10 protein-coding genes are annotated in these 12,495 nt (G+C 70.5%); 3 read left to right on the forward strand and 7 right to left on the reverse strand.

Features of this window, described 5'->3' with window-relative positions; translation table 11 throughout:
• Positions 1 to 30 precede the first annotated feature (30 nt).
• Together OG943_RS31525 and OG943_RS31530 are read left to right on the forward strand one after the other, a co-directional pair.
• Positions 31 to 2,382 (forward strand): bifunctional salicylyl-CoA 5-hydroxylase/oxidoreductase, encoded by a 2,352-nt coding sequence (locus OG943_RS31525; RefSeq protein WP_328604557.1) that lies wholly within the window; start codon positions 31 to 33, stop codon positions 2,380 to 2,382.
• Complete coding sequence (locus tag OG943_RS31530) at positions 2,379 to 3,524, forward strand: acyl-CoA dehydrogenase family protein (protein ID WP_328604558.1); 1,146 nt, start codon at positions 2,379 to 2,381, stop codon at positions 3,522 to 3,524. Before OG943_RS31525 ends, OG943_RS31530 begins: the two co-directional genes overlap by 4 nt.
• A gap of 216 nt (positions 3,525 to 3,740) precedes the next feature.
• On the opposite strand, the gene OG943_RS31535 is transcribed toward OG943_RS31530, so the two are convergent.
• Positions 3,741 to 4,763, reverse strand: coding sequence for a methyltransferase (locus tag OG943_RS31535; RefSeq protein ID WP_328604559.1), 1,023 nt, complete (start codon positions 4,761 to 4,763; stop codon positions 3,741 to 3,743).
• A 120-nt stretch (positions 4,764 to 4,883) separates the two neighbouring features.
• On the opposite strand from OG943_RS31535, the gene OG943_RS31540 reads away from it, so the two are divergent.
• Positions 4,884 to 5,624 (forward strand): dienelactone hydrolase family protein, encoded by a 741-nt coding sequence (locus tag OG943_RS31540; RefSeq protein WP_328604560.1) that lies wholly within the window; start codon positions 4,884 to 4,886, stop codon positions 5,622 to 5,624.
• 4 nt (positions 5,625 to 5,628) lie between these two features.
• Here OG943_RS31540 and OG943_RS31545 read toward each other — a convergent pair whose 3' ends face one another.
• The 6 genes from OG943_RS31545 to OG943_RS31570 all read right to left on the reverse strand — a co-directional run bounded on the left by OG943_RS31545 (position 5,629) and on the right by OG943_RS31570 (position 12,482).
• The gene (locus tag OG943_RS31545) at positions 5,629 to 6,387 is read right to left on the reverse strand and encodes a DUF2306 domain-containing protein (RefSeq protein WP_328604561.1); all 759 of its coding nucleotides are present in this window, start codon (positions 6,385 to 6,387) and stop codon (positions 5,629 to 5,631) included.
• A 543-nt stretch (positions 6,388 to 6,930) separates the two neighbouring features.
• Positions 6,931 to 8,337 (reverse strand): GH1 family beta-glucosidase, encoded by a 1,407-nt coding sequence (locus tag OG943_RS31550; RefSeq protein ID WP_328604562.1) that lies wholly within the window; start codon positions 8,335 to 8,337, stop codon positions 6,931 to 6,933.
• A gap of 31 nt (positions 8,338 to 8,368) precedes the next feature.
• Positions 8,369 to 9,394: an ABC transporter ATP-binding protein gene (locus OG943_RS31555; protein ID WP_328604563.1), complete on the reverse strand. Its 1,026-nt coding sequence runs from the start codon at positions 9,392 to 9,394 to the stop codon at positions 8,369 to 8,371.
• Positions 9,391 to 10,389, reverse strand: coding sequence for an ABC transporter permease (locus OG943_RS31560; protein ID WP_328604564.1), 999 nt, complete (start codon positions 10,387 to 10,389; stop codon positions 9,391 to 9,393). The genes OG943_RS31555 and OG943_RS31560 overlap by 4 nt, the downstream gene beginning before the upstream one ends.
• Positions 10,390 to 11,370, reverse strand: a complete 981-nt coding sequence (locus OG943_RS31565) for an ABC transporter permease (protein ID WP_328604565.1) — start codon at positions 11,368 to 11,370, stop codon at positions 10,390 to 10,392.
• Entirely contained in the window at positions 11,367 to 12,482 is a 1,116-nt protein-coding gene (locus OG943_RS31570; protein WP_328604566.1) for an ABC transporter ATP-binding protein, read from the reverse strand. The genes OG943_RS31565 and OG943_RS31570 overlap by 4 nt, the downstream gene beginning before the upstream one ends.
• Positions 12,483 to 12,495: the final 13 nt, after the last annotated feature.

Raw genomic sequence — 12,495 nt, forward strand, 5'->3', positions numbered from 1 at the left:
TCGTAGTCCAGACGACATAACCTGTCCGTTGTGCGGATATCGGTTCTCGGCGGCGGCCCGGCGGGCCTGTACTTCGCCGCCCTCGCGAAGCAGCTCGGGCCCGGGCACGAGATCACGGTCTGGGAGCGCAACGCGCCGGACGACACGTTCGGCTTCGGCGTGGTGTTCTCCGACGAGACGCTCGGCGGCATCGAGCACGCCGACGCGGCGGTGCACGAGGCGATGAGCCGCGAGTTCGCGCGCTGGGACGACATCGACGTGCACTACCGCGGCACGGTCACGACGTCGGGCGGCCACGGGTTCGCCGCGATGAGCCGCAAGCGGCTGCTGGCGATCCTGCAGCAGCGCTGCCGGGAGCTGGGGGTTGACGTCCGCTTCCGCACCGGCGCGCCGGACGTGGCCGAGCTGGCCCGCGAGTACGACCTGGTGGTGGCGGCCGACGGCGTCAACTCCGCGGCCCGCACCCGTTTCGCCGACGCCTTCGCGCCGACCGTCGAAACCCGCCGCTGCCGCTACATCTGGCTCGGCACCGACCTGGTCTTCGACGCCTTCAAGTTCCACGTGCTCGAGACCCCGCACGGGATCATGCAGATCCACGGCTACCCCTACGGCCGCGACGGCAGCACGTTCATCCTGGAGCTGCACGAGGACGTCTGGCAGCGCGCGTTCGCCCCGATCGCCGCGACGGACCTGGCGCCGGGCGAGAGCGACGACAAGTCCATCGAGCTGATCCGCGAGCTGTGCGCCGACGTGCTCGAAGGGCACGGGGTGATGGCCAACAACTCGAAGTGGGCCACCTTCGGCACCGTGCGCTGCGAGCGCTGGGTGCACGAGAACGTGGTGCTGCTGGGCGACGCCGCGCACACCGCGCACTTCTCCATCGGCTCCGGCACGAAGCTGGCGATGGAGGACGCCCTCGCGCTGGCCGCGTGCCTGCACGAGCAGCCGTCGGTGGCCGAGGCCCTTGGCGCGTACGAGGATGAGCGACGCCCGGTCGTCGCGTCCACACAGCGCGCGGCGCAGGCGAGCCTGGAGTGGTTCGAGAACCTGGCGCAGTACACCCACCAGTCGCCGGAGCAGTTCGCGTTCAACCTGCTCACGCGCAGCCGCCGCGTCACCTACGACAACCTGAAGCTGCGCGACCGCGAGTTCGCCTGCGCGCTGGACGAGTGGTTCGCCGGCACGCTCGGCACCGCCGTGGCGCCGCCGATGTTCCAGCCGGTGCGGATCGGCGCGCTGGAGCTGCCGAACCGCATCGTCGTGTCGCCGATGGACATGTACTCCGCCGAAAACGGTGTGCCCGGCGAGTTCCACCTGGTGCACCTGGGCGGCAAGGCGCTCGGCGGCGCCGGGCTGGTGATGACCGAGATGGTCTGCGTTTCGGCCGAGGGCCGGATCACGCCGGGCTGCCCCGGGCTCTACACCGAAGAGCAGGAACGCGCGTGGGCCCGCGTCACCGACTTCGTGCACGGCCACACGCCGGCGAAGATCGGGCTGCAGCTGGGCCATTCCGGGCGCAAGGGCTCCACGAAACTCATGTGGGACGGCATGGACGACCCGCTGCCGGAGGGCAACTGGGAGGTCTGCGGGCCGTCGCCGCTGCCGTATCGGACGGACAGCCAGACGCCGCGGGAACTGAGCACCGACGAGCTGGCGGAGATCCGCGACCAGTTCGTGGCCGCTGCCCGCAGAGCCGCGCAGGCGGGGTTCGACCTGCTGGAACTGCACTGCGCGCACGGCTACCTGCTGTCGTCCTTCCTCTCGCCGCTGACCAACCACCGCACCGACCGGTACGGCGGCTCACCGGAGAACCGGCTGCGGTTCCCGCTGGAGGTGTTCGACGCCGTCCGCGCCGTGTGGCCGGCCGAGCGGCCGGTGACGGTCCGCATCTCGGCCACCGACTGGTACGACGGCGGGATCGGCGCCGACGAGGCGGTCGCGATCGCGCGCGCCTTCGCCGAGCACGGGGCCGCCGCGATCGACGTGTCCACCGGCCAGGTGGTGAGCGAGGAGCGGCCGCAGTTCGGCCGGAGCTACCAGACCCCGTACGCCGACCGGATCCGCAACGAAGTGGGCCTGGCGCACGGAACCGCGGTGATCGCCGTCGGCGCCATCTCCTCCTACGACGACGTGAACTCGCTGATCCTGGCCGGGCGCGCCGATCTGTGCGCGATCGGCCGCAGCCACCTCTACGATCCACAGTGGACGTTGCACGCGGCGGCGGAGCAGGACTACCCGATGCCGTGGCCGAAGCCGTGGGCGGCCGGGAAACGAAAGCCGCAGACCGGCCGCACGGACGGCCCCGAGCCACGGCTGGAGCTGGTCCGGACCGGCGGCCATCAGACCGCCCATGCCCGCTGGCGGCCGGGGAGTGACCGATGAACGCCTTCGCCCTGTCCGCCGAGCAGCGGGATTTCGTCGCCTCCGTCAAGGAAATCGCCGCGGAGCAGCTGCGTCCGCTCGCCGAAGCCGGCGAGGAGGGCGCGGTGAACCGGCCGCTGCTCAAGGCGATGGGCTCGCTGGGCCTGCTCGCGCGGCTGTTCCCCGGCGTCGAGGGCGGCAACCCGACGCGCCAGGCCGCGGCGACGGACCTGTGCCTGTTGCGGGAGGCGCTGGCGACGCAGAGCACCGAGGCGGAGACGGCGCTCGCGTTGCAGGGCTTGGGCAGCTACCCCGTACTTCAGTCCGGAATGGACGAACAGGTGCGGCGCTGGCTCCCCGCGGTGGCGGCGGGTGACGCCGTCGCGGCGTTCGCGCTGACGGAGCCGGACGCGGGCTCCGACGCGGCCGCGCTCAGCCTCGCCGCCGAGGCCGACGGCGACGGCTGGCGCCTCACCGGCGAGAAGATGTGGATCTCGAACGCGCCGGAAGCGGACTTCTACACCGTGTTCGCGCGCACCACGCCGGGCGCGGGTTCCCGCGGCGTCAGCGCGTTTGTCGTCCCCGGCGACCGCGCGGGGCTGTCCGGCGAGCACCTCGACCTGGTGAGCCCGCACCCGATCGGCGCGCTGACGTTCGACGGCGTTCGCGTGCACCGGGAAGAGCTGCTGGGCGAGGAGAACCGCGGCTTCGCCGTCGCGATGCGGACGCTGGACCTGTTCCGGCCGAGCGTCGGCGCGTTCGCCGTCGGCATGGCGCAGGCGGCCCTCGACGCGACCGTCGAGTACACCGGGCAGCGCGTCGCTTTCGGCGGCCCGCTGGCGAAGCAGCAGACGGTGGCGCACACACTCGCCGAGATGGCCACCCGCACGGAGGCGTCGCGCCTACTCGTCTACGCGGCCGCTTCGGCGTACGACGCAGGCGAGCAGAATCTCAGCGGACGCGCGGCGATGGCGAAGCTGTTCGCCACGGAGTCCGCGCAGTACGTCGTCGACGCGGCGGTGCAGCTCCACGGCGCGCGGGCGTTGCGGCGCGGGCACTTGCTGGAGCACCTGTACCGCGAGGTCCGGGCGCCGCGCATCTACGAAGGCGCGTCGGAGATCCAGCGGACGATCATCGCGCGATCGCTGCGGTCCGACTCGTGAGTGTTTATGACGGTTCTAACCGTCATAAACACTCACGAGTATTTGAACGCGACCGTGGTCAGCGCCCGCGAGCACCACCGGCGGGTACCACTCCGAGCAGCGTGAACGGGTCGAGGACCGAGCTGAATCCTTTGCGGGCAAGCTGATGGTGACGATCTCGGCGCTCGACGTATCCCCGGACCGCCGGATCAGCCAGCGGTTCCCGCGCAGTGAGAACTACCGTTTGACCGCCTCGATGATCACCATGGGACTCGGTGTGGGCACGACCCGCTCGAGGTCGAAACCGGCCTCGTCCAGCAGCACCCGGAACTCGTCCTCGGCGCGCTCCTTGCCGCCCAGCAGGCTCAGCATGACCAGGTCCATGTCCTTGGCGTGGTGCGGGGCGTCGCCGCCGGGCACGATCTCCTCGAGCACCAGCAGCCGGGCCCCGGCCGGGGCCGCGGCGGCGACGGACTTCAGGATCTTCGCGGCGTCTTCGTCGTTCCAGTCGTGGAGGACCCAGCTCAGCAGGTAGATGTCCGCGCGCGGGACCTCGTTGAAGAAACTCCCGCCGACCACCTCGACGCGGTCGCTCAGCTGCGCGGCCGAGAGGGTGGCGTGGGCGGCTTCGACGACGTCCGGGAGGTCGAAGACGATGCCTCGCCGATCGCCGTGGCCGTCCTGGCCCAGGAGGTCCGCGAGCACGGCGCCGTTCCCGCCGCCGAGGTCGGCGACCGTTTCGCCTTCGGGGAGCCGGTAGCCGTCGAACATGCCGGCCCGCAGCGTTTTGACGAAGACCGCCATCGCCTGCCCGAACAGCGCCGCGAGCTCCGGATTGCCGGCGACGTGGTCGAAATACGGTTTGCCGAAGTACTTGAGAGAGGCCGGTTCCCCGGTCCGCAGGGTGTGCCCGAGCTCGGCGACCGCCCGGTAGTGCAGGTGCATACCGCCCACGGCGATCCCGTACATCGACTGCGGGTGCTTCTCGGACAACGTCGCCCCGAGCGGGGTGACGGCCACCTTGTCACCTTCGGTCCGGAAGACCCCGTGCTGCGTCACGGTCCGGATCAGGCGGGCGAGCGCGTCGGCGTCGGAGCCCGACCGCTCCGCCAGCGCGGCCACCGTCTGCGGGCCTTCCTGCTCCAGGATCGTCGCGACGCCCGATTCCGCGAGAACGAACAACGCCTGTGACAGCAGGAATCCGTCCAGCATCCGGGCCATCACCACGGTCGGCGGCAGGCTTTCGTCCACTTGGGCCACGGTCGCGGCACCTTTCTCAGGGGATCTTCGGTGAAGTCGATCTTACCCGCGAATCCGAAGTAGTTTCGCGCACGGCGATATCCGGCCCGCCCCGGCCTCCGGGCCGGTAACTTGCGGTGCATGCCCCGTATCCCAGTCACCGTCCCGACTCCGGACGGCACTTGCTCGGCCACCCTGCACACCCCGGCGAAGGCCGGCAGCCATCCCGCGGTGGTGCTGCACGCCGACGCCGCCGGAGTGCGGGAGACGTTCGCCTTGATGGCGGATCGGCTCGCGGGGCTCGGGTATGCGGTGCTGCTGCCTGACGCGTACTACCGGACGCCGTTCGCGCCGTTCGACATCACCACGGTGTTCACCGTGCCGGAAGAGCGGCGGCGGCTGGACACGCTCATCACAAGCGTCACGGTGGCGTCGGCGGTGCGTGATATGGGCGCCTACCTCGAATTCCTGGCCGGGCGCCCGGAAGTCTCCGGCACCGCGGTGGGGACGACGGGGTACTGCATGGGCGGAAAGCTGTCCCTGCTCGCGGCCGCGCACTACCCGGAGCGGGTGGCGGCCGCCGCGTCGTTCCACGGTGGGAACCTCGCCGTCGCGGATGACGCCGACAGCCCGTACCTGCTGGCGGATCGGATCCGCGCCACCGTGTACGTCGCCGCCGCGGAGAACGACAAGGCGTTTCCGGCCGATCAGAACGAGCGGCTGGGCACGGCGCTCGCCGACGCGGGCGTGCGGCACACCCTCGTGACCTATCCCGCCGAGCACGGGTTCGCCGTGTCGGACAACCCCACTTACGACGCCGAGGCCGACCAGCGCCACTGGGAAGCGCTGGCCGGCCTCTACGCGGAGAACCTCCGGGCCTGAAGGTTCAGCGCGTGCTCTGTGTTTTCAGGTTGCCCACTGCCTTCGAGTTACCCAGTGGCTTCGGCTTGCGGTCCAGCCACAGCTGAGCCCCGATCAGCGCGACCGTCCAGCTGACCCAGGCCGCGATGGCGGCCACGGACTGCATGAACGCGACCTCGCTGCCGCCGAACGTGGAGCCGATCTGCGGTTCCAGCACGAGGACGGCGATCGGCGAGATGAGCCGGTTCAGGATGATGGACATGGTCAGCGCGAAGCTGCGGACCATCCAGCGGCGGTGGTCGCCGAAGCGCCGTTCGCGGGCGGCGCGCCAGCCGGCCCAGGTGACGCCGAGCCAGAGCACCGCGAGCATCACGTCGCTGGCCCGGGTGGCGGGGCCGAACGGGCTGTCCGCGCCGATGGTCAGCGCCATCAGGCCGGACGGGATCACGCCGGCGAACACGTAGGCCCGGCCGGCGTAACGGTGCACCTGCGGGAACCGGCGCCGGATCCACGGCCAGACCTGCACCAGCGCGCCGATCATCGCGACCGACCCGAACAGGACGTGGGCGACGAGGAACCAGTAGTGCGCGGCGAACCCCGCCGGCGCCGGGACCCGCGACTGCGCCGGATCGAACGCCAGATACGGCGGCAGCGAGTAGGCGAGGAAGGCGATCACCACCAGCCCCAACGGCCCGATCCACGGGCGGCGCCACCAGTGTCGCTTCGGCTCCCCCTGCCGGGTCGGCTCCACTCGCGGTGGTCGCAGATCTGTCCCCGCCGTCATGTCGGCCACGCTCCCTCTGCCGGTTGTGCCTCCTGGCAGCTACGACGTTAGGGGCCGGCAGGGGTGGCGAACCATGGTGCGCGCCAGCGTCCCGGGGGTGGGGGAAGCCTTACCTTCGGACGGGTGGATCTTGGCTTCCGAGTTGACGCGGGTAGCGGCTCAGCTGGTCCCACGGCCACGGACAGCCGCCTTGACGCGCTCCGAAGAGTCGCGCGGCAGATCGAACATTCCCAGGAACGACGGCGGAGCGTACGGCTTCGAGGCCGGGCGTTTGTTCACGGCTGCCGCCGGCTTACGGAGGCCGGAGGCAGCAGCACGCTTCCGACCGGCTGCATCGGCCAGCTCCCCGCGCTTCGGCTGCTCACTGCCCATAGTCATCAAAAGTACAGGGAAGCCCATCCTCGGACAGCAGCCTCAGCCGATCTCGTCAGGCGCTGACAGCCCCCATCCGACGCGGGCGGCAACGGCGAGAAGCGGCACTACCCGGGAACAATGAAAAAGGGCGCCCCCAGGACGCCCCTCTCCACCCACTCCCCCGGAGGGTCAGGAGCCGCGGACCCGGCGGACCGTGTCGCGGTAGAAGTAGCCGCTCTGTTTGATCGTGCGTTGCTGCGTTTCGTAGTCGACGCGGACCAAACCGAAGCGCTTCGCGTAGCCGTACGCCCATTCGAAGTTGTCCAGCAGCGACCAGGCGAAATACCCGCGGATGTCGGCGCCCTGCTGGCGCGCGGCGGCGACCGCGGCCAGGTGCGAGGCCAGATACGCGGTGCGGGCCTCGTCGGCCACGAAGCCGGACTCGTCGGGCTCGTCGTCGAAGGCGGAGCCGTTCTCCGTGATGAACAGGGGCAGGTTCGGGTAGTCGCGGCCGATGCGGGTGAGCAGCTCGGTGAACTTGCCCGGCAGGATCTCCCAGCCCATGGCCGTGGTCGGCTCGCCGAACGGGACCGGGCGCTGCGCCGGGAAACCGTCGTCGCCGACGGTGCGGCCCTGCTCGTCGACGCCGGAGTACTGCTGGCCGAAGTAGTAGTTCACGCCGAGGAAGTCCAGCGGCGCCGAAATCACCGACAGGTCACCGTCCTCGATCGGCAGCGAAGCGCCGCGGACCGCCAGATCGGAGACGACGTCCGCCGGGTAACGGCCGTGCACCAGCGGGTCGAGGTAGATCCGGACGCCCATGCCGTCGGCGTTGCGGGCCGCTTCCCGATCCGCGACGCTGTCCGACGCCGCGTCGGACGTGCCCATGTTCAGCGTGATGCCGAACTGCGTGCCCGCCGGCGCCGCCGCGCGCATCCGCTGCGTCGCCAGGCCGTGGCCGAGCAGCAGGTGGTGGATGGCCCGCATGCCGGCGCCGAAGTCGCGGTGGCCCGGCGCCATCACGCCGTGCACGTAGCCGTGCATCGCGGAGCACCACGGCTCGTTCAGCGTGGTCCAGTGCTTGACGCGGTCGGACAGGCGGTCGAAGACCAGCATCGAGTAGTCGGCGAAGCGGTACGCCGTGTCGCGCGCCGGCCAGCCGCCCGCGTCCTCCAGCTCCTGCGGCAGGTCCCAGTGGTACAGCGTGAGCCACGGGGTGAGGTCCTTCTCCAGCAGCTCGTCGACGAGCCGGTCGTAGAACGCCATCCCGGCCTCGTTGACCGGGCCCCGGCCCCGCGGCTGGATCCGGGGCCACGCCACGGAAAACCGGTAGGTGTCGGCGCCGAGTTCCTTGATCAGCCCGACGTCCTCGGGCATCCGGTGGTAGTGGTCGCACGCGACGTCGCCGTTGTCGTTGTTGTCGATCGCCGACGGCACCCGGCAGAACGTGTCCCAAATGGACGGTGTGCGCCCGTCCTCGGCCACCGCGCCTTCGATCTGGTACGCCGCGGTCGCCACCCCCCACCGGAAGTCCTGGGGCAGCGAGTCGATCATCGCCTGCTGCTCACGGGTCGCAGCGTCGGTGGTCTCGGTCAAGGGTTCTCCTTCTCTACAGCAACTGCGACGGCTACGGCAACTGCGCGGCGGCGGTGGTATCGCCCTCCGCCGGGTGCAGCCAGCACGCGACGGTCCGCGTGGTGTCGTCACGGTCGGCGGGCGCGCCCAGCACCGGCACGTGGCCGGCGCACGGCTCGAACGCGTGCGGGCACCGCGGCGCGAACGCGCAGCCCAGCGGCAGCGACCGCTGGTCGGGCGGTGAGCCGGGGATGCCGGTCAGCTCGCGGCGCGGGCCGCGCAGGGCGGGGAACGAGTGCAGCAGGCCGTCGCTGTACGGGTGCAGCGCGTCGCGGTAGAGGTCCACGCCGCGGGCCTGCTCCACAATCCGGCCGCCGTACATGATCGCGATCCGGTTGGAGAACTCCACCAGCAGCGAGAGGTCGTGCGTGATGAACAGGACCGAGAAGCCCAGCCGCTCCCGCAGTTCCACGAGCTGCGCGAGGATCTGGCGCTGCATCACCACGTCGAGCGCGGTGGTGGGCTCGTCCATGATCACCACCCGCGGCTCCAGCGCCAGGGCCATCGCGATCATCACGCGCTGGCGCATGCCGCCGGAGAGCTGGTGCGGGTACGCGTCGAGCCGGTCGGCCGCGATGCCCACCAGCCGCAGCAGCTCACGCGCCCGCGCCAGCCGCGACGCCCGCGTGCTGCGCGGGTCGTGCGCCTTGATCACGTCCACCAGCTGCGTCGACACCTTGTGCACCGGGTTGAGCGAGTTCATCGCGCCCTGGAACACGATCGACGTCTCCGCCCAGCGGAAGTCGCGCAGCTGCTTGGGGCTCAGCTGCAAGACGTCGTAGGGCTCGCCGTCGTCGGGGTGATAGATCACCTCGCCGCCGCGGATCACGCCGGGCGGCGGCAGCAGCCGGGTCAGACCGTAGGCCAGAGTGGACTTTCCGCTGCCGCTCTCGCCGGCCAGCCCGAGCACCTCGCCGCGGTGCAGCGTCAGATGCACGTCCTGCACGGCGTGCACGGCCTCGGCGCCCACGCCGTAGTCGACGTCGAGGCCCTTGATCTCCAGTACGGGTTCGTTCATTCCTTCTCCCGGCCGAGCACCGGCGTGAAGCCGACGCGGAGGCGCACGGTCTGGCCCGCCGCGTTCTTCGCCTTGGTCTTGCCGCCCGAGCGCAACCGCGGGCTGACGAACTCGTCGATGCCGAAGTTGAGCAGCGACAGCGCGGTGCCGAGGATCGCGATCGCGAGCCCGGCCGGCACGAACCACCACCAGGCGCCCTGTGCCAGCGCCTGCTGGCTCTGCGCCCAGAACAGGATCGTGCCCCAGTTCCACTCCGAGAAGCTGGAGACGCCGACGAACGCCAGCGTGATCTCCGACATCACCGCGAACACCACCGTGCCGACGAAGCTCGACGCGATCACCGCGGTCAGGTTGGGCAGGATCTCGAAGAAGATGATCCGCCACGTCGACTCACCGCTCGCGCGCGCCGCCTCGACGTATTCCCTGCGACGCAAGGAAAGCGTCTGCGCCCGCAGGATCCGCGCGCCCCACGCCCACGAGGTGAGGCCGATGATCACGGCCACCAGGTAGTCGCCGCCGCTGGGCAGCGCCGTGCCGATGATGATGATCAGCGGCAGCGCCGGGATCACCAGGAACACGTTGGACAGCGCGGAAAGCCCCTCACCCGGGGTCCCGCCGAGGTAACCCGAGGTGACGCCGACGACCACGGCGAGGATCGTCGCCACGATCCCGGCGGTCAGCCCCACCAGCATCACGCTGCGGGTGCCGACGATGACCTGGCTGAAGATGTCCTGGCCGAGGTGCGTGGTGCCGAACCAGTGTTTGCCGGACGGCGATTCGAGCAGGTCGCTGCTGCGCGCCGACGGGTCGAACGGCGCGATCCACGGCCCGATCACCGCGATCACGATGAAAAAGGCCAGCACGACGATGCCGGTGATCGTCTTGCCGCCGGTGAGGAACCGGAACCGGCGGCGTTTCGCGGCGGGCCCGGCGATCGCGTCGGCCGGCAGCGGCTCGGGTGCGACGGCCTTGAGGTCGGCTGCGGGGAGTGCCATTCAGCCCTCCTTCCGGGTGCGCGGGTCGAGCACGAGGTACGCGACGTCGGCGAGCAGGTTCGCCACCAGCACCGACAGCGTGATGATCAGGAAGATGCCCTGCATCAGCGGGTAGTCCTGCGAGCCGACCGCCTGGAACAGCTCGTAGCCGACGCCGGGGTAGGAGAACACGATCTCCACCAGCAGCGTGCCGCCGACGATGAAACCCAGCGCCAGCGCGAAACCGGAGACGCTCGGCAGCAGCGCGTTGCGCGCCGCGTAGCTCACCATCACCCGGCGTTCCTTGAGGCCCTTGGCGTGCGCGACGGTGATGTAGTCCTCCGACGCGACGGTCACCATCATGTTGCGCATGCCGAGGATCCAGCTGCCCATCGAGCTGATCAGGATGGTCAGCGCGGGCAGCAGGCTGTGCTGGACCGCGCTGCCGATGAACGTGCCGTCCCAGCCGGGCACCAGCCCCGGGTCGTACCCGCCGGACGCCGGGAAGAAGCTGCCGGGGCCGGCCAGCAGGGTGATCGCGATCAGGCCGAGCCAGAAGTACGGCACCGAGGACAGGAACGTGGTGACCGGCAGCAGGCCGTCCACCCAGGACCCGCGCTTCCAGCCCGCGACGACGCCGAGCGACGTGCCGATCAGGAAGCCGACGACCGTGGTGATCCCGACCAGGATGATCGTCCACGGCAGACTGGCGCTGATCACCTCCGTCACCGGCGTCGGGAAGAAGGTGAACGACAGCCCGAGGTCGCCGCGGAAGAGCTGCGCCCAGTAGTGGAAGTACTGGGTGATCAGGCTTTCGTTCTTGTCCAGTCCGAACAGGACGTACAGCGACTGGATCGCGTCCGCGCTGAGGCTGCCCTGGTTCTTCGTGATCAGCGACTGAACCGGGTCGCCGGGGATCAGCCGCGGGATGAAGAAGTTGATCGTGACGGCGGCCCACGCGGTGAACAGGTAGAAGCCGAGCCGTTGGAGCAGGTACCTCACTGCGCCACCGCCGAGTCGTACAGCCAGCACGCGGCCCAGTGGCCGGGGCTGTCGTCCACCTCGAACCGCGGCGGCAGGTCCGTCTCGCAGCGCTCCATCGCGACCGGGCAGCGCGGGTGGAACCGGCAGCCGGACGGCGGCGCGATCAGGCTCGGCGGCTCTCCGGCGCCCTTCTCCTCCGGCACCTTGCCGGGTTCCGCGTCGGTGCCGGGGTCCAGCCGGTCCGGGTCCGGCGCGGACTCGATGAGCAGCCGCGTGTACGGGTGCGCGGGCGACTGCGTGACGGTCTCGCTGTCACCGCCCTCGACCATCCGGCCCGCGTACATCACCAGCGTCTCGTCGGCGAAGTACCGCGCCGACGCGATGTCGTGGGTGATGTAGAGGATGGCCAGGTGCAGCCGTTCCTTGAGGTCCCGCAACAGGTTCAGCACACCGAGCCGGATCGAGACGTCCAACATGGACACCGGCTCGTCGGCCAGCAGCGCCTCCGGGTCCGCGCCGAGCGCCCGCGCGATCGCGACGCGCTGGCGCTGGCCGCCGGACAGCTCGTGCGGGAACTTGTCGACGTAACGCTCCGGCGGGGTCAGCTGCACCCGCGTGAGGAGGTCGTGCAACGCCTGTTCGACGTTCTCGCCCGCGCGGTCGTGGATCTTCAGCGCGCGGGTCAGGTGGTAGCGCACGGTGTGCACCGGGTTCAGCGACGCGAACGGGTCCTGGAAGATCATCTGGACCTGGCGGCAGTACGCGCGGAAAGCCTTGCCGCCCTTGACGGTCACCGACTTCCCGTGCAGCCGGATGTCACCGCTGGTGCGGGGGTAGAGCTGCGCCAGCAGGCGCGCGACGGTCGACTTGCCCGAACCGGACTCGCCGACCAGCGCGGTCACCCGGCCGCGGCGCAGGACCAGGTCGACGTCGTCGACCGCCCGCACGCTGCGCTTGGTGTTCGTGAGCAGGTCGCGGCCGCGCTTGCGGACGGCGAAGTGCTTGGTCAGCCCGGCCGCCTCGAGTACCACGTCGTCCGGGGCCGGACCGGGGGCAGCCGCCCCCGCCGGAGCGGGGACGGCTTCCCTGGTGGCCACGGTGTTCTCGGTGGCGGTGTTCTCGGTGGCCACTGCGTTGTCTTCG

Source organism: Amycolatopsis sp. NBC_00345, assembly GCF_036116635.1.
GTDB lineage: Bacteria > Actinomycetota > Actinomycetes > Mycobacteriales > Pseudonocardiaceae > Amycolatopsis.